Consider the following 15,910-nt stretch of genomic DNA (forward strand, 5'->3'; position numbering starts at 1 on the left):
AAACTCACACAGCTATTTCTGAAACTTACAAGTCCCTTGCAGTATTGCAAATTTTAATTCATAACGCTGACTTGACAGGACGGAAGGTACGTTTTATATTTATATGCATGCGCATGCATTTATAATTAACTATCCCAAGCAAACCGAAGGAGCGAGAAGGATGACCAAAGATCTGTTCACCCCCTATGAGTATAAAAGCTTAAAATTGAAGAACAGGGTTGTTATGCCGCCCATGTGCCAATATTCAGTTACCAATAAAGATGGAATCGCTAACGACTGGCATTACAACCACTATGTAAGCCGCGCTGTCGGCGGCACCGGACTGATCATTGTCGAGATGGCTGATGTGGACCCGGACGGCCGGATTACCGATTATGATCTGGGTCTCTGGTCTGATGAGCAGATTCCTGCGCTGGCGCGGATTGTGGAAGCCAGTCATGCCCATGGAGCCAAAATTGGAATTCAGGTGGCCCATGCCGGTCGCAAGGCGGAGGATGCCAAGGTTCCCGTCTCCTCTTCTGCTATTCCTTTTGACGGCAAGTCCAAGACTCCCCATGCCTTGACGACAGAGGAGGTTAAAGACATGGTCCAGAAATTCAAACGGGGCGTAGAGCGTGCGGTTCAGGCCGGGTTCGACACTATTGAGCTGCACGGCGCCCATGGCTATCTGATTCACCAGTTCCACTCGCCGCTGACCAACCAGCGGACTGATGAGTACGGACTGGATCTGACCTTGTTCGGCCGGGAGGTTATCGCTGCCGCCAAGAGCGTGATGCCTGAGGATATGCCGCTAATCATGCGGATTTCCGCCAGAGAATATGTGGAAGGCGGCTACGGTCTTCAAGAGGGTCTGGAGATCAGCAGAGCTTATATGGAAGCAGGGGCCGATATTTTCCATATCAGTTCAGGCGGTGAGGGAGCAGTTGACGCAGAGAATGGACCGGGCAACCATGCAGCCTATCAGTTACCGTTGGCAAGAACCATCCGCCAGGAGCTGAACGTACCGGTGATTGCTGTCGGCCGGTTGGATGAAGCGGTTCTTGCCAATGCCGTCATCGGCAATGAAGAAGCTGACCTGGTGGCAGTGGGCCGGGGAATGCTCCGTAATCCTTACTGGACGCTGGAAGCCAGTGTGGCGCTGCGCAAAGACGCAGATATCCCTAAGCAGTATGCTTTTGGATTCCCGCGTTAAGGAGAATTCGTCAGCAGCTTGCCTATGGTGATGGTATACTGTATAACAACTACTTTTCATTACAGGTACACACCGGGAGGATGGAAGACATGACTAACCCCCCTTCAAATGATCTGATTAACAGCTGGTTATCACTCTCTCTGATACAGATGAAGGTGGCCGCAGTCCTTGAAGCGAAGCTGACCGAGAACTATGAGTTATCGCTTAAGGAATTCTACGTATTACTGTTTCTGTCCGAAGCCCCTGAGCAAAAGCTGAAGCTCCAACAGCTGGAATCGATGGTCGGACTTAGCCAGAGTGCTGTGTCCCGGCTGGTCAGCCGCTTCGAAGCCAAGGGCTGCGGAGCGCTGGAGCGCAAGTCTTGCGAGGCAGACCGCAGAAGCATCTATACGTCCCTGACTGCTATTGGTCAAGACAAGGTTGACCGGGCGAAGCAGACCGTTAATGAAGTGCTGCAGGAAGCCTTTCCTGTAGACGACACGCAGCAGCTGCTGGAGCAGCTTATCCAGCTGAAGCAATCCTAGACCCGGGCAGACGCCCGCCGGGTGAACCCGCCGTCCCTCCCGAAGGGCGGCGGGTTTTTGTCTGAACCTCCCTCTCCCCCTGAGCATACACCATACTATTAAGAATATAAGAATAGCGGGGTGCAACGTATGTTATTCACAGCTATGCAGCTGGTTGGCGGTCTCATTCTCGCGGTAGGCTGGATTCCGCAGATTGTGCAGATCTTCAGGACCCGTTCGGTTGCAGATCTCAGTCTGAAAGCTTATCTGCTGATGCTGCTGGGCATCCTTCTAATGGAGGCTTATGCGGTTAACCTGGCCGCGCAGGGGGTCGGACTTGCTTTTCTGATCACCAATACCTTGTCACTGGCCGTTGTAACAACGGTTGTCCTGCTGATTATCCGCTACCGTCCAGAAGGGTAACAAAGTACTCTTAAGGCTGCACCTCTGTCCAATCTGCGTTATACTTTCTGTAACAAATGGATGTAGGAGGTTCAGTGAATGAAGCAAAATAAGTATGACGACGCGGGTTTTTTTGCGAATTACAGCCAGATGCCCCGCTCTACGGGCGGACTGGAGGCTGCCGGAGAATGGGAGGTCTTCCGTACCCTGCTGCCTGATCTGGCGGGCCAGCGGGTGCTTGATCTGGGCTGCGGGTTCGGCTGGCATTGCCGGTATGCCCGGGAGCAAGGGGCGGCTTCCGTCGTAGGCATAGATCTCTCCGCCAATATGCTGGAACGTGCCCGTGCGATGACGGACGACCCGAAGATTGAGTATCTCCAGCTCGCGATTGAGGATGCCGCATTCGGGGCAGAACAATTTGATACCGTAATCAGCTCGCTGGCGATCCACTATATTGAAGATTTCGGCAGCCTCTGCCGCCAGGTCCGGCATTGCCTGAAGCCCGGGGGAGCCTTCGTCTTCTCTGTAGAGCATCCGATCTTCACCGCGCTCGCCGCGCAGGATTGGCATTACAGTCCGGACGGGGAGAAGCAGCATTGGCCCGTAGACAACTATCATCTGGAAGGGCTAAGGTTGGCTGATTTTCTCGAATACAAGGTTGCAAAATACCACCGGACCACCGCCACCTATCTGGGTACACTGCTCGAATCAGGCTTCGGCTTGAAACAGCTATCTGAGCTGCAGCCGACCCCTGAGATGCTGGAGAAGAATCCGGCCTGGCAGGAGGAGACGCGGCGTCCGATGTTCCTGTTGCTGTCAGCGGTGAAGCAGGAATAGCCGGACCTTATTTCACAAGTAGAAACGGCTTTGCCGTCCTTTTAAAGACGGTACCGTTTCAGCGAGAAATAGAAGGATAAATTATCGTGTGAAACATATATATTCTTATATTTTAAAAAAATCACAAAAAAAAGACCAGCCGGACGGTAGTCCGCTGACCTTTTATCATCCCCGTGGTTCACGGAGTTCACATTGCATTATTCACATTCACTGTGCCTTCCTGAGTCTTGGCAAGTGCGGACGGAATCTTAGGTGCCTGAACCAGCTTCCGTCTGCCTAGAGAGGTTGTAAAAGTGATTACATAACCGGCTACAACTACAGCCATCACCGTATACAGCGTTTCTCTTAACGGCATATAGAAGAGGGAAAAAGCCAGAACGATTACATCCATCAGGATAAATACGGTTCCTACCTTAATACCTTTCCATTCACTGATCAGCACGGACAAAATATCGTCCCCGCCGCTCGCCCCGCCGCCCAGCAGGACCATTCCTGCGCCCAGACCTGTCAATACCCCGGACAACAATGCCGCAACGGGCAAGTTATCCTGCAGGTCAATAACCCAGCCGGAATAGCGTTCCATCAGCCCGTAGAATACCGTGAAAGCCACTACGGATATGAAGGTGTTCACTACGAATGATTTTCCTTTGAAAATGATTGCGATGATGAGTACCGGAATGTCCAAAATCAGGATGCTTAGTGATGGTGAAATCCCCAGTACATACTTGCCGAGCAGCGACAATCCTACGAATCCGCCTTCGGTCAAGTGGTTCTGATAATTAATGTGATAATACGTAAATGCAAGCAATAGTGTTCCGGTCAAAATAATGGCTAACCGGAGCGGCAAACTCATGCCACTGTCTTGTTTCCTCATTACTCGGTCTCCCCTTATCGTATATGGCGGCTAGACGTTCGTGCCAGCCTCTACGATGGGTTATACCTGAGGAGATGTTGCTCCTTCGCATACAATACTCCCTTCCCTTCGCAGAAGCGGCTTCGTCAATGAACAACGGTTCGCGCACATTCTACAGGGAAGCTAAGTATAAGACAGATCATAACGTTTCCAAATCGTCCTTTGGGGAATCGTCCTTCGGGGACACATGGTATCCTGATCCTTTCTTTAGTTTGATATGTTCTGAATAGATTATACCACGCGGAAGGGCCACTCTAAACAGTTTCCATCAAAAATAAGCAATCAGCCCTGATTTCTCAGCAGACGGTTGACGGTCTCGCGGCGGACGCCGATCAATTGTCCGATCTCTTCCTGTGTCAGCAGATCTGTGAGCTGTGCGCCATGAGAATATTCGGTCAGCCAGCGGGTCAGCAGAGCCATCCGCTCCCCCGGCGTCCCAACAGTGAGATGATCAAGCCTCGTCTGCATGAACCGCACCTTCTCCTGAAGCAAAAGGGCGATCTCCATCACCTTCTCAGGCTTCTCCTTCAGCTCCCGGTACCATTCTGCAGCCGGAATCAGCTCTACCTCACTTTTCATCATTGCCACTGCGGTTCCATGCGCCTCCTTCGGCGAAATGAGGGAATGATGCGGAACAGTCTCTCCCGGATATAACAGGTTGAATAGTACCATGTTCCCGTTCTCATGCAGTCTCGTGACCTTGAAGAGTCCGCTCTTCACCTTGAACAGGTTCTGGCCGCCGTCTCCCTGGCGGAATAAGACCTCACCTCTGTGCAAAATCATTTCGCATTCTCCTTTGCCTTCTCTGTATATCTATTGTTAATTATACCGAAATAAGACACCAAAATGGAGGGGCAAGCGTAAAACAGCCATTATTCACGAGTTCAATGGTAAAGAAACCGCCCGGGGGCAGAGAATGGTCTCTGCTCCCAGGCGGTTTCAGGGAAAGGTAAAATAGGTTATTTCGCTTCAATCGGCTTCTTCCAGAGCCCAAGGATCAGCCCGGAAATCACGGAGCCGATCAGCACAGATAACAGGAACAGCGCGGCATTGCTGGACAGGAAGGCTACGAACACACCGCCATGCGGTGCGGGAACGTTGAGGTTCCACAGCTGGGTAAGTCCGCCGGCTACGGCAGAGCCCAGGATACAGGAGGTAAGCACCCGCAGCGGATCAGCCGCAGCGAATGGAATGGCTCCTTCGGTGATGAAGGATAAGCCCAGCACATAGTTGGTTACACCGGATTTACGTTCGGTCTCCGTGAATTTATTCTTGAAGAATGAGGTGGCCAGGGCAATCGCCAGCGGAGGTACCATCCCTCCAGCCATGACTGCGGCCATCATCATTCCGTTCGTATTGCCGCTGGACGTAAACACGCCGATGGCAAAGGTATAAGCTGCTTTGTTGAACGGGCCGCCCATATCAATGGCCATCATTCCGCCAAGCACCAAGCCCAGCAGAATCTTGTTGCCTGTGCCCAGATTATTAAGCACATCGGTCAGTCCCCCATTGATCCAGCTGAATAACGGATCGAACAGGAAGAACATAATCGCGCCGGTAATCAGCAGACTGAATACGGGATAGAGCAGAATCGGCTTCAGTCCGTCCAGTGTGCGCGGCAGGCCCGAGAAGGCTCTGCGGAGCATAACCACAACGTAACCAGCCAGGAACCCTGCCGCCAGACCGCCGAGGAAGCCTGAATTGGAGTTGAGTGCCATTAGACCGCCGACCATACCTGGCATAAGCGCAGGCCGGTCGCCGATGCTCATCGCGATAAATCCGGCCAGGATCGGAATCAGGAAGTGGAAGGCTCCGTCACCGCCGCCAATGCTCTGCAGCAGCTTAACCAGCGGATTGTCGGGACTGGCCACCTGTTCAATCAGGAAGGAGATCGCCAGCAGAATACCTCCACCGACTACGAACGGCAGCATATGCGAGATGCCGTTCATCAGGTCTTTGTAAATTTTGCTTCCAATAGAACCGGACTTTACAGGCGCTGCCCCTTCGTCACTGCGTCCAGAGCCGCGGTAGATAGGCGCATCTCCTGCAACTGCGATCCGGATCAGTTCCTCTGACTTGCGGATACCGTCGCTAACCGGACGCTGAAGCACTGGTTTGCCGCTGAAGCGCTCCATCTCTACATTTTTATCAGCGGCAATAATGACCCCGCTGGCCCGGGCGATTTCGTCTGCAGTCAGCACATTCTGCGCACCCTCCGAGCCGTTGGTTTCAACGCGGATATTAATGCCCATCTCCTTGGCCTTTTTCTTGAGGGCATCCTCGGCCATGTAAGTATGGGCGATTCCAGTGGGACAGGCTGTTACAGCAACTACGAAGCTCTGTGAATCCGGGTTCCCGGTAATGATCCGTGCCGGTTCAGCTTGCGGTGCGGCTGCCTTCGGAGCAGCCTTCACTTCCGCTGCCTTGGCTTCCGCTTCTGCCTGGGCCTCAGCCTCCGCTTGCTTGGCATCGAATAAGGCGGACACCTCGGCAGGTGTCTTGGCACCCATGAGCTGTTCGATGAATTCGCTTTCAATGAGCAACCTGGACAGTGCAGCGAGTGTTCGCAGGTGCATATTTCCAGCTCCGTCCGGCGCGGCAATCATGAAGAATATATGGGCCGGGGCTTCATCCAAGGAGGCAAAATCAATTCCGGCGCTGCTCTTCGCAAATACCACCGTGGCTTCCTTAACGGCCTTGGTCTTGGCATGCGGCATGGCAATGCCTCCGCCGATGCCTGTGCTGGACTGGGCTTCACGCTCCAGAATCTTCTCTTTGAACAGCTTCGCATCCGTGATGCGTCCGCTGGCCGCGAGACTGGCAATCAGCTCGTCAATGGCCCCTTCCTTCGTGGTAGCCTGCAGCTCCATAATCATCGTTTCCTGTATCATTAAATCTGTAATTTTCATCTAATCTCAACTCCCCGAATGTACTTGAACCTCTTACCTCTGTTATTCATAGCTGAGATATGGCAATAAGCGGACGAAGCTCTTCAATCAATGCCCGGTCTGCCAGATCATCGGAGAATGCTGTGGCACTTCCTGATGCCACACCGGCACGGAAGGCTTCCAGCACATTCCCTGTCAGCGACAAGGTGCCAACGAATCCGGCAATCATCGAATCTCCCGCACCTACTGAATTCCTCACCTGGCCCTTAGGAGCGCTGGCATGGTAGACCTCTTGCCCTGTAATGAACAATGCGCCCTTTCCAGCCATGGAGACCAGCACATGCTTGGCGCCGCCCGTAAGCAACTTGCGTCCGTAAGTGATAATCTCCTCCCGGGTACTGATCTGAACACCGAACAGCTCTGCCAGCTCATGGTGATTCGGCTTGACCAGCAGCGGTCCCTGGGATAATGCGTCCTGCAAGGCCTGCCCGGTCGTATCAATAACAAACTCCGCGCCCTTCTGCTTGCATACTGCAATCAGCCTGCTGTAGAAATCTCCGCCCAGCGAAGGTGGCGTGCTGCCTGACAGAATCACAATGTCACCCGGCTTCAGGGCTTCCAGCTTGTGCAGCAGCGAAGCCGTCTCGGTCTCCGTAATGACAGGACCAGCACCGTTAATCTCCGTCTCCTGGCCTGCCTTAAGCTTGATATTGATCCGGGTATCGTCCGCAATAGGAACGAAGTCGCGGGATATCCCTTCCTGGCCCAGCCAGGTGTCAATGTAGCCTCCGGTGAAGCCGCCAAGAAATCCCGTGGCCGTATTCTCAACGCCCAGCTGCTTCAGTACACGGGATACGTTAATGCCCTTGCCGCCAGGCAGCTTCATATCCCGCTTCATCCGGTTGAGTCCGCCTAATGTTAACTCTTCTACCTCCACGATATAATCGACGGAAGGATTGAGTGTCACCGTATAGATCATCATTCATCCCTCATTTATAATGTTTGTCTTCCCATCCCATCACACCAGTGTATAATCCACATCCAGCTTCTCAAGCTGTCTCCGGAAGCTATCCGGTATCCCCGTATCCAGAATGCAGTGGTCCATCTCCTGCAGATCTGCGACCTTACAGAAGGATATCTGCCCGATTTTGCTGTGGTCGGCCAGCAGGATCGTCTGCTTCGCTACTGCGATCATTTTGCGCTTCGTGGCCGCTTCCAGCATATTCGGCGTCGTAATCCCTTCGCGGATATCCAGCCCGTTGGTGCCAAGGAAAGCCTTATCCACCCGTACCATGTCCAGCGAACGTTCAGTCATCGGCCCGACAAAAGCCATAGTGTCCGGCCTTAGCATCCCGCCTGTAATGGACACCTCAATATGACGGCAGTCCTTCAGCTCGTTCAGCGCCATGATCGAGTTGGTAATGACCTTGAGATTACGGAACGATTTCAGCGCCCGGGCAATCTGCAGGGTGGTGGTACCGCCGTCAAGGAGAATGGCATCGCCATCCTCAATCATCTCCACAGCCTTCCCGGCAATCCGCAGCTTCTCCTCCAGAAACCGGTCTTCCTTGTCTGAAACCGCCGCTTCAAAATTCACACTCTGCAGGGACACTGCCCCGCCATGCGTACGCTTCAGCAGCCGCGCTTCCTCCAGCTCTTTGAGGTCCCGGCGGATGGTCGATTCCGAGACGGACAGCTCCTGGCCCAGCTCTTGAACCGAGGCTCTTGTATGCTTCTCGACAAACAGCAGAATCATCCGTTTGCGTTCTTCTTCAAACATGCAGCTCACTCCTTTAGGATGTGCAGCTACCCGCTGCCGGATTCCTATATATACAGTAACTACTGAATTGAAAGAAAAGATGACTGGACCTAAATCATTTGTGATCGATGTTGATCATTTGTGCTCATTTATGATTGTAACAGCGTTTTCATGAACTGTAAAGAGGCTTTCTCTGCTTATTTTTCGCCATAAAATCATGAGTTTAACCCAGTTATTCCAACCGAATTCACCGCTGCTTTAAGAATCGGATCATTCCCTGCTCATTTCTGCTCATTTCAGCCTGTCACTATATCATCTGTTTCGGCAAATTACCTCCCGATTGCCCATTTCACAATGGCAGCGAGCAACATATTTATATTACATATGGGGAAAAGCGGGTGAACAGGAGATGGCCTATTACAATAACAACGGATATGGCAGCGCGGGCGGGAACGGCGGGAACGGCAGTAGCAGCGGCATTAACGGCCACGGAGCGGGAGGCAGTAACGGCCCTGTTGAAACAGAGGAGCTTAGTGCAGAGGATTATGCGATTATTGCTGCCGGCTTCGGTGTGCTCGGGGAACTGTTTGCTTTTTTCTCTCTGGTAAAAGCCAAGCAGGTCACCAAGGAAACAGGCGGGAAGGTAGCTACAGACATCGACCCGGTGTTGTTCGTGCAAAACCGCAAAAAAAAAGCAGCCAGACGAAAGTCCCGCCGGCTGCGTTGAACGTTTATTTTGTCCAAACCCGTCATTTACTTCAAAGATATGACCTCATGCTTCGCAAATATGGCCTGCACCTTCTCCTGCAGCTCCTCTTCGGGCAGAAGGATAATGACAATAATATGCTCCAGATCGGCATGCTTCGCATACGCCTGCGCATCTTCTTGCGGAATTCCCATCCCGATCAGGCTGACCTCAAGCCCGTCTGTCTCCAGATCCGCTCCTGCCAGCTTGCGGGCTGCCGGACCTGCTGCGACCGCTGAATCGGACACCATATCCAGACCTACCCCCAGTCCGCGGGCTGTGCCGAACAAGCCTTTATTCCCCTGCCCTGTCTCCACATCCCCGATTCCGGCATCCTGGCTGATGGTCTCCAGCGTGTTCTTCTGCTTCGTGACGGCTGAGATATGCTTCGCCTTGATTCCGTTCTCCTTCAATTCCCCGATCGCCAGCACCGCATCACTCCGGTGTCCAAAAATCCCCAATACCAATGTTGGCATGCGGCATCCCTCCTGTTACTGCGATATTACCACCCTGCCTGGGGGTTGAACCTGCCTTGAACTCCGCTAACAGCAACGGCTACTGCCGGCCGTGAATCAATCTCTTCTAATTCGGTTATAAAGATACGTATACATAAATATAAACATAACTTAAGAGATTGGGGGGACTGCCTATGCTTCAAAGCAAGTATTTCCGGACCTGCCTGGCCATTATCGCCTTTTTGACGATCCTGTACCTGGGCTCTAAGGTCATTTTTCTGTTCACACCGCTGGTATCTATTATTCAACTATTACTCGTACCGATGATGCTGTCGGGCTTCATGTATTATCTGCTGCGGCCGATCGTCAACTATCTGGGTACCAAAAATGTAAACCGCGGGCTGTCCGTGCTGCTGATCTATCTTGTGTTCGCCGGACTGTTCGTCCTATTCTGGGTACTGGTCTGGCCTACACTGCGTGAGCAGATCCAGAACTTCATCGACAATACGCCATATCTGGTCGAGGGTATACAGAATCAGTTCAACAAGCTCCAGAATGATCCGTCGCTCTCCCGCTTCTTCAAGGGTGATACAGATGTGACCACACGCCTGACGGAGTATCTGAACAATGTCATTACCTGGGTAACGAATTCAATGTCTAATCTGATCGCAGTGATCTCCAGTATTGTCGTGGTAATCGCCACCCTGCCGATCATTCTCTACTATATGCTGAAGGACGGCAACAAGCTGTCTCCGATTCTTCAGGGCCTGATCCCGAGAAAGTACCGCAAGGAAGGCCAGGAGATGTTCAAGGATATCGACTCTGCACTCAGCGGCTTCATCGTTACGCGCGTCCTGCTTAATGTGGTGCTCGGCATCTTGCTGTATATCGGATTTTTGCTGATCGGTCTGCCCTATTCCCTGCTGCTCGCCTTGATCTCCATCCCGCTAAATTTCATTCCTTATGTGGGCTCGCTGCTGGCGGCGGTTCCGGTGATTATCGTGGGGTTCATCGAATCGCCTTCACTCGCGATTTGGTCAGCCGTCGTCATTCTGATCGCGCAGCAGATTCAGGATAACGTGCTGTCTCCGGTCATCTACGGCAAGTCGCTGGACGTGCATCCGCTGACCACGGTGCTGCTTGTACTTGTGGGGGGCGACTTCTACGGCCTGATCGGCGTCCTCATTGCGCTTCCGGTCTATATGATTATCAAAATCATCTTCCTGCGCATTTACGAGATCATTGTCGCCGAACGGGTGGATCAACCCGTCCCTGAGTCCGGTGCTCCGCCAGGGATTGAGATCGAGATTGTCAAGGACGATCAGCTATAGTTGGACAAAAAGCCCTCCGGCGCAGATGATCTCCGCGCCGGAGGGCTTTTCAATGTACACGCCTGGATGTATTCAGACTTCAGCCCCGCAGCGAGCGGACCACAAAAGTATGGTTGCCCTTAGGCAGGTTCTGCCCGCCATGCAGCGTCACGGAGCCTTTGGTATGTGCGATGATCGTCGCATTGAACGCCACCAGCTGGTCCCCTTTCCAGACGGTAACCGCTGATTTGAAATAGACGGCATTATCAAACTGCAGACGTTCTCTCATGATATAGCCGACCGAATGGAGAAACGGGGGCAAAGCCCTCTCTTTGGGAGCCAGGGCTTTGATGTACACAATATCGCGGAAAGGGACAGCAATCTCCTGATGCCCGATGACGGCTACCGAAGCTGCAAGATCCCATCTGCGCAGAACGCCTTTCATGATCGTATATGGCTGCTCACCGCAGTACATAATGACCGGTCTGCCAACCCAATGCTTCATGGCTCCACGCCCTTCCCTGTGCCTGAACTACTTATACCTTCGGTATGGACCAGTCAATGCCCTTAAGCCCATGCTGCTCCAGATACTGGTTGGCCTGAGAGAAGGGGCGGCTGCCGAGAAATCCGCGGTGTGCAGAGAACGGGCTCGGGTGCGGAGACTGGATCACCTTATGTCTGCTGCGGTCCACGACCGCGCCCTTGAGCTGGGCATGACTGCCCCACAGGATGAATACCATCGGTTCAGTCCGTTCGTTCAGCTTCGCCATAATGGCATCCGTGAAGGTCTCCCAGCCCAGCCCCTTATGCGAATTCGGCTGGCCCTCACGTACTGTCAGTACGGCATTGAGCATCAGCACGCCCTCTTCCGCCCAGTGCAGCAGCGATCCGTGACCCGGCACCTCTAGACCGAGATCACTATGCAGCTCAGCGTAGATGTTCCGCAAAGACGGCGGAATCCTTACACCCGGCTCGACCGAGAAGCTAAGGCCATGGGCCTGTCCTGCGCCGTGATACGGGTCCTGTCCAAGAATGACTACCCGGGTCTTACTGTAAGGCGTCAGCTTCAGCGCCGAGAACAGCTTGTCCTTCGGGGGATAGACTGTATACTGCTTGTACTCGCGTGCCAGGGCATAGCGCAATTCCTCAAAGTAAGGCTTCTGCGTCTCTTCCTGCAGCACTTCATCCCAATCGTTGCCAAACATCCTGTTCTCCTCCCAATTCCCCTGCTATTAGTATTGTTTCATTACCTGTTATTAACCAGAATAACAGGAACTTATTTGCGGCCATAGTCCGCTTTGATTTCGCCCCATGACTTCGTCTGCCATTTCAGCACCTTGTTATCATAGGTATGGTTCCGCAGCCAGCTCTCCGCCCGGTCAATCAGTTGCCAGATCTCCTCCGTGGAGGCATCGCGGGGCAAGGTCGTGGCTACCTTTTTCTGCTTGACCCATTTCATTGCATTGACAGAATCACTATAGACTGTCTTGCTGCTGCCCTCCTGCTTAAGATGAGCCAGCGCATGCACAATCGCCAGGAACTCTCCGAGGTTATTAGTCCCTTTACGGATCGGACCGCAGGAGAAAATCACATCCCCGGTCTGGGTATCCACGCCTTTGTATTCGACCGGTCCGGGATTGCCCCGGGTGCCTACATCCACGGAGATGCTATCATAATCGATCTCCTCAGACGTCTCCACGCTGGCACTGCGGCTCCAAGTCTTGCCTGACTTGCTTTTGCCGGATGCTCCTGATGCCGCACCTGTTCCCCAGTTGCCCTTCCAGCCTGCCTTGAAGGCTGTGTCAGCCGCCGCCTTGCTCTCATAGGACTTATATTTCGCTCCAGTATAATGATCCGTCTGCGCTTGGCATTCCGCCCATGTATTGTAGACTCCAGGCTTCTTACCTTCCCATACTACGTAGTATTTCTGTTTCGCCATTCCTATTGCTCCCTCCTGCCGGTGTAACCTTATCCAGATTCATATTGTAATGCATACCGCGTTCATATTGAAGCCTGATTACACTCGTACACCTGCTGCCGGCCGAATATATGTTGGATAATTACCGGCAGGCGCGTTCATACTAATACGGCAGCTTAGTCCAGCACAGCAAGCGTAGTATCAGCAATGGTCTGGAGCTTGCTTGTATCCTGTGTTGCCTTGACCATAACCCGCAGACCTACCAGGGCATTATGCAGATAAGCAGCAAGCGCCGGGGCCGCATGCCGGGAGGATAGCTCTCCGGTCTCCTGACCATGCAGGATCAGCCGCTCAATTAATCTCTCTGTATTCAGAAAAGCCTCATTCGCCCGGCCAGCAGCTTCCGGATCATGACCCGACAGCTCCACTGCCGTATTCACCAGCATGCAGCCCTTCGGCTCCTCTTCACTTCTGTGAATTATGGCTTCGAATAATAGACGGATGGCTGCCTTGGCGGAGGTGATACCCTCGATCCGGCTCTCCATCCGGGAGCTTTGAAGGGATGCAAAGCGCTCCAGCGCTTTTATATATAAGGTATGCTTGTCTCCAAAGGTGTCATACATGCTTCGCTTATGAATTCCCATACCGGTTACAAGATCCTGCATGGAGGTCTTCTCATAGCCCTGCTGCCAGAAAATCGTCATTGCCTTGAGCAATACATCATCAATGTCAAACTCTTTGCTACGCGCCATGATCATGCTCCTTTCGCGGTCTATTTTACCATTTATAGAACGATCGGTAAATATTATTGTAGCCTTGTTAACTAGATCACATCGATTCCGTACCAATCATTCTATATTAATTTTAAGGAAAATACCATCAGCATTTCACACCCCAAGGAGGTTATCACATGAGAAAGTTCGCAGTAATACTTGCGGCATTCACCCTGACCCTGCTCATTGGCTGCGGCAACGCAAACAAAAATGCAGGGAACACCGGCACAGCAGAGAACGCGGGCAATACGGCGGCTACCGCTGCACCGGATGCGGTCACTTCGGCTTCGGTAGTCGATAACGGAGAAGCCTTCAAGAAGGCGATCAGCAAAGACGGCACCTGGATTGCAGCTACACTGAAGGACCTGAGCTTCTCCGAGGAGCTTGTGCTCGACGGACAGTTCATCCATAAGGAAGAGCCTGCCCGCAAAATCGCGCTCTATACCCAGGATGCTGATCACAACATCACGAACTCCTTCAAGCTCACCGCTCCGAAATTGACGATCCGCAGTGAGAATGCCCGGATTCAGGGAGGGACGTTTGTGGGTGATGTCTATGTGGAGGCTGACGGCTTCGCTGTCGTGAATGCCACCATTGAAGGCAATGTCTATTTCTCCGATGACAAATACCAGGCTACCTATTCCGCAGCAGATCAAGGGAAGGTAACCGGCGTCACTGAAGTGAAAAAATAATGCGGCAGGGTGCGGGGTGTTTCTCTTCGGGCAATCAGCCGGGGAGAACACCCTTTTTTTGCATTGTTACCCTGGAAAAGAGGTGCTGGCCTAATGAAATTCATCCGTAAGTATGCTATCCTTCCTCTTCTGCTCCTGATGCTCTCCTCCTGTAACGGACAGGATGCGGCCGAGACGGAGCCGCAATACCGGATTCAGTCCGGTCATGATCTGAGTATCCTGACAACGAGCGATACCCATTATTTAGCGCAGGAGCTTAGAGATCTCGGGCCTGCCTTCCAGCAGTTTCTGGCTGCCGGTGACGGCAAGCAGCTCGGCTACAGCAAGGAGATGATGGAGGCTCTGGGCTATGATATCGGAATCCGCAAGCCGGATGTGGTGATTATCAGCGGGGATCTCAGCAACAACGGGGAAGAAGCCAGCCATAAGGAGCTGGCCGGACATCTGAAGCGCATTGAGCAAGACACCGGAACCCGGATCTATGTGATCCCGGGCAATCATGATATCCGGAATCCCTGGGCCCGGAGCTTCCGCGATAAGCGCCAATACGCCACAGATTCCGTGAGCGCCACAGCGTTCCGCAAAATCTATGGCAGCTTCGGTTATGATGAGGCCCTGCTGAGAGACGAAGATTCGCTCAGCTACCTGGCTGCCCCGTCGGAGGAGCTATGGCTGCTCATGCTGGATACTGCACAGTACGGAGACAATAAAGCGCTGGGCCATCCCCAGCTGGAGGGCCGGGTCAGTGACCGGACCCTGGAATGGATCGCCGCCTGCGGTGCGAAGGCCGCTGCCGCAGGCGCGCAGCTTGTGACGGTCATGCATCACAGCCTGCTGAACCACAGTGAATTCATTCAGGAGGGCTTCACTGTAGAGGACCATGCCAAGGTTACAGATGCCTTGATGAAGAGCGGCGTGCAGACGGTTCTCAGCGGGCATATACACATTCAGGATATCAGTGAATACAGTCATGACGGGGAGCGCATCTATGACATTGCCAGCAGTGCTTTATCCGTTTATCCCCATCAATACGGACTCTTAACCTATTCCTCCGCCCGTCAGACTCTGGATTACAGCACTGCAAGATTAGGGATGGAGCAATGGGCAACAGCCACCGGCAATACAGATCCGAATCTGCTGGGCTTCAGGGCCTACAGTGAAGCCAACTTCCGCAAGCGGTCTGCCACCCGGAGTTATTCCCATCTGGCTGAAGATCCCGCTTACGCCAGCTATACGGAGGCTGAGCTGAAGCAAATGGCTGACGTTGTCGGAAGGCTGAACGAGAATTACTTTGCAGGCTCTGCAAGTACGGACAATGCAGCCTTGACCGCCACAGCAGGCTACCGGCTCTGGCAGGACGCCCCAGCGGGCGGAACGAGAAGCTATGTTCTGAAGATGGCCTCGCAGCAGCCGAAAAGCAATCATGAACTGCATGTCCAGCTTCCTCAGCGGTGATGTTTGAAGAACTGGAAATAGGTGCAAGATAGACACGTATGCTTACACCTATTGCTGAGGAGATGATG

Annotated in this window: 18 protein-coding genes; 8 read left to right on the top strand and 10 right to left on the bottom strand. The window is 52.9% G+C overall.

Annotated elements, in window-relative coordinates; all coding sequences use genetic code 11:
* Nucleotides 1-160 precede the first annotated feature (160 nt).
* The 4 genes from MKZ07_RS12670 to MKZ07_RS12685 all read left to right on the top strand — a co-directional run bounded on the left by MKZ07_RS12670 (nt 161) and on the right by MKZ07_RS12685 (nt 2,934).
* Entirely contained in the window at nt 161-1,192 is a 1,032-nt protein-coding gene (locus MKZ07_RS12670) for an NADH:flavin oxidoreductase/NADH oxidase (protein ID WP_036698503.1), read from the top strand.
* 89 nt (nt 1,193-1,281) lie between these two features.
* Nucleotides 1,282-1,716, top strand: a complete 435-nt coding sequence (locus tag MKZ07_RS12675) for a MarR family winged helix-turn-helix transcriptional regulator (RefSeq protein ID WP_036698504.1) — start codon at nt 1,282-1,284, stop codon at nt 1,714-1,716.
* A gap of 129 nt (nt 1,717-1,845) precedes the next feature.
* The gene (locus MKZ07_RS12680; protein WP_036698505.1) at nt 1,846-2,118 is read left to right on the top strand and encodes a PQ-loop domain-containing transporter; all 273 of its coding nucleotides are present in this window, start codon (nt 1,846-1,848) and stop codon (nt 2,116-2,118) included.
* A 78-nt stretch (nt 2,119-2,196) separates the two neighbouring features.
* Nucleotides 2,197-2,934 carry a class I SAM-dependent methyltransferase gene (locus tag MKZ07_RS12685; RefSeq protein ID WP_036698506.1) on the top strand — a complete coding sequence of 246 codons (738 nt, stop codon included), beginning with the start codon at nt 2,197-2,199 and terminating at the stop codon, nt 2,932-2,934.
* 187 nt (nt 2,935-3,121) lie between these two features.
* Here MKZ07_RS12685 and MKZ07_RS12690 read toward each other — a convergent pair whose 3' ends face one another.
* From MKZ07_RS12690 to MKZ07_RS12710, 5 genes are all read right to left on the bottom strand, one after another.
* Nucleotides 3,122-3,808, bottom strand: a complete 687-nt coding sequence (locus MKZ07_RS12690; RefSeq protein ID WP_036698508.1) for a YitT family protein — start codon at nt 3,806-3,808, stop codon at nt 3,122-3,124.
* A gap of 321 nt (nt 3,809-4,129) precedes the next feature.
* Nucleotides 4,130-4,630, bottom strand: a complete 501-nt coding sequence (locus tag MKZ07_RS12695) for a Crp/Fnr family transcriptional regulator (RefSeq protein WP_036698511.1) — start codon at nt 4,628-4,630, stop codon at nt 4,130-4,132.
* Nucleotides 4,631-4,806: 176 nt separating this feature from the next.
* A complete protein-coding gene (locus tag MKZ07_RS12700) occupies nt 4,807-6,756 on the bottom strand; it encodes a PTS fructose transporter subunit IIABC (protein WP_036698512.1) in 1,950 nt (649 codons plus the stop codon).
* A gap of 46 nt (nt 6,757-6,802) precedes the next feature.
* Nucleotides 6,803-7,714 carry a 1-phosphofructokinase gene (pfkB, locus tag MKZ07_RS12705; RefSeq protein WP_036698514.1) on the bottom strand — a complete coding sequence of 304 codons (912 nt, stop codon included), beginning with the start codon at nt 7,712-7,714 and terminating at the stop codon, nt 6,803-6,805.
* Nucleotides 7,715-7,753: 39 nt separating this feature from the next.
* Nucleotides 7,754-8,515, bottom strand: coding sequence for a DeoR/GlpR family DNA-binding transcription regulator (locus tag MKZ07_RS12710; protein WP_036698516.1), 762 nt, complete (start codon nt 8,513-8,515; stop codon nt 7,754-7,756).
* A 388-nt stretch (nt 8,516-8,903) separates the two neighbouring features.
* Here MKZ07_RS12710 and MKZ07_RS12715 point away from each other — a divergent pair, with 388 nt between their 5' ends.
* A complete protein-coding gene (locus MKZ07_RS12715) occupies nt 8,904-9,221 on the top strand; it encodes a hypothetical protein (protein WP_036698517.1) in 318 nt (105 codons plus the stop codon).
* Between the two features lie 26 nt (nt 9,222-9,247).
* Here MKZ07_RS12715 and MKZ07_RS12720 read toward each other — a convergent pair whose 3' ends face one another.
* Complete coding sequence (locus tag MKZ07_RS12720) at nt 9,248-9,715, bottom strand: general stress protein (protein WP_036698520.1); 468 nt, start codon at nt 9,713-9,715, stop codon at nt 9,248-9,250.
* Nucleotides 9,716-9,888: 173 nt separating this feature from the next.
* Here MKZ07_RS12720 and MKZ07_RS12725 point away from each other — a divergent pair, with 173 nt between their 5' ends.
* Nucleotides 9,889-11,025 carry an AI-2E family transporter gene (locus MKZ07_RS12725; protein ID WP_051493876.1) on the top strand — a complete coding sequence of 379 codons (1,137 nt, stop codon included), beginning with the start codon at nt 9,889-9,891 and terminating at the stop codon, nt 11,023-11,025.
* 79 nt (nt 11,026-11,104) lie between these two features.
* Here the strand turns inward: MKZ07_RS12725 and MKZ07_RS12730 are convergent, their stop codons facing one another.
* The 4 genes from MKZ07_RS12730 to MKZ07_RS12745 all read right to left on the bottom strand — a co-directional run bounded on the left by MKZ07_RS12730 (nt 11,105) and on the right by MKZ07_RS12745 (nt 13,674).
* A complete protein-coding gene (locus MKZ07_RS12730; protein ID WP_036698521.1) occupies nt 11,105-11,509 on the bottom strand; it encodes a hypothetical protein in 405 nt (134 codons plus the stop codon).
* Nucleotides 11,510-11,540: 31 nt separating this feature from the next.
* The gene (gene ung, locus MKZ07_RS12735) at nt 11,541-12,209 is read right to left on the bottom strand and encodes a uracil-DNA glycosylase (protein ID WP_036698523.1); all 669 of its coding nucleotides are present in this window, start codon (nt 12,207-12,209) and stop codon (nt 11,541-11,543) included.
* A 71-nt stretch (nt 12,210-12,280) separates the two neighbouring features.
* The gene (rnhA, locus tag MKZ07_RS12740) at nt 12,281-12,943 is read right to left on the bottom strand and encodes a ribonuclease H (RefSeq protein ID WP_036698524.1); all 663 of its coding nucleotides are present in this window, start codon (nt 12,941-12,943) and stop codon (nt 12,281-12,283) included.
* A 155-nt stretch (nt 12,944-13,098) separates the two neighbouring features.
* Nucleotides 13,099-13,674 carry a TetR/AcrR family transcriptional regulator gene (locus MKZ07_RS12745; RefSeq protein WP_036698526.1) on the bottom strand — a complete coding sequence of 192 codons (576 nt, stop codon included), beginning with the start codon at nt 13,672-13,674 and terminating at the stop codon, nt 13,099-13,101.
* Nucleotides 13,675-13,832: 158 nt separating this feature from the next.
* Between MKZ07_RS12745 and MKZ07_RS12750 the strand changes: the two genes are divergently transcribed.
* A complete protein-coding gene (locus MKZ07_RS12750; protein ID WP_036698528.1) occupies nt 13,833-14,387 on the top strand; it encodes a hypothetical protein in 555 nt (184 codons plus the stop codon).
* Between the two features lie 93 nt (nt 14,388-14,480).
* Complete coding sequence (locus tag MKZ07_RS12755) at nt 14,481-15,842, top strand: metallophosphoesterase (RefSeq protein WP_036698530.1); 1,362 nt, start codon at nt 14,481-14,483, stop codon at nt 15,840-15,842.
* Nucleotides 15,843-15,910 lie beyond the last annotated feature (68 nt).

The sequence above is a fragment of the Paenibacillus sp. FSL P4-0338 genome (genome assembly GCF_038002365.1).
Taxonomy (GTDB): Bacteria; Bacillota; Bacilli; order Paenibacillales; family Paenibacillaceae; genus Paenibacillus_AQ.

Excerpts from the sequence above, each read along its gene's own strand:
- MKZ07_RS12670 (WP_036698503.1), top strand. The coding sequence starts at position 161 with ATGACCAAAGATCTGTTCACCCCCTATGAGTATAAAAGCTTAAAATTG.
- MKZ07_RS12675 (WP_036698504.1), top strand. The coding sequence starts at position 1,282 with ATGACTAACCCCCCTTCAAATGATCTGATTAACAGCTGGTTATCACTC.
- MKZ07_RS12680 (WP_036698505.1), top strand. The coding sequence starts at position 1,846 with ATGTTATTCACAGCTATGCAGCTGGTTGGCGGTCTCATTCTCGCGGTA.
- MKZ07_RS12685 (WP_036698506.1), top strand. The coding sequence starts at position 2,197 with ATGAAGCAAAATAAGTATGACGACGCGGGTTTTTTTGCGAATTACAGC.
- MKZ07_RS12690 (WP_036698508.1), bottom strand. The coding sequence starts at position 3,808 with ATGAGGAAACAAGACAGTGGCATGAGTTTGCCGCTCCGGTTAGCCATT.
- MKZ07_RS12695 (WP_036698511.1), bottom strand. The coding sequence starts at position 4,630 with ATGATTTTGCACAGAGGTGAGGTCTTATTCCGCCAGGGAGACGGCGGC.
- MKZ07_RS12700 (WP_036698512.1), bottom strand. The coding sequence starts at position 6,756 with ATGAAAATTACAGATTTAATGATACAGGAAACGATGATTATGGAGCTG.
- pfkB (WP_036698514.1), bottom strand. The coding sequence starts at position 7,714 with ATGATCTATACGGTGACACTCAATCCTTCCGTCGATTATATCGTGGAG.
- MKZ07_RS12710 (WP_036698516.1), bottom strand. The coding sequence starts at position 8,515 with ATGTTTGAAGAAGAACGCAAACGGATGATTCTGCTGTTTGTCGAGAAG.
- MKZ07_RS12715 (WP_036698517.1), top strand. The coding sequence starts at position 8,904 with ATGGCCTATTACAATAACAACGGATATGGCAGCGCGGGCGGGAACGGC.
- MKZ07_RS12720 (WP_036698520.1), bottom strand. The coding sequence starts at position 9,715 with ATGCCAACATTGGTATTGGGGATTTTTGGACACCGGAGTGATGCGGTG.
- MKZ07_RS12725 (WP_051493876.1), top strand. The coding sequence starts at position 9,889 with ATGCTTCAAAGCAAGTATTTCCGGACCTGCCTGGCCATTATCGCCTTT.
- MKZ07_RS12730 (WP_036698521.1), bottom strand. The coding sequence starts at position 11,509 with ATGAAGCATTGGGTTGGCAGACCGGTCATTATGTACTGCGGTGAGCAG.
- ung (WP_036698523.1), bottom strand. The coding sequence starts at position 12,209 with ATGTTTGGCAACGATTGGGATGAAGTGCTGCAGGAAGAGACGCAGAAG.
- rnhA (WP_036698524.1), bottom strand. The coding sequence starts at position 12,943 with ATGGCGAAACAGAAATACTACGTAGTATGGGAAGGTAAGAAGCCTGGA.
- MKZ07_RS12745 (WP_036698526.1), bottom strand. The coding sequence starts at position 13,674 with ATGGCGCGTAGCAAAGAGTTTGACATTGATGATGTATTGCTCAAGGCA.
- MKZ07_RS12750 (WP_036698528.1), top strand. The coding sequence starts at position 13,833 with ATGAGAAAGTTCGCAGTAATACTTGCGGCATTCACCCTGACCCTGCTC.
- MKZ07_RS12755 (WP_036698530.1), top strand. The coding sequence starts at position 14,481 with ATGAAATTCATCCGTAAGTATGCTATCCTTCCTCTTCTGCTCCTGATG.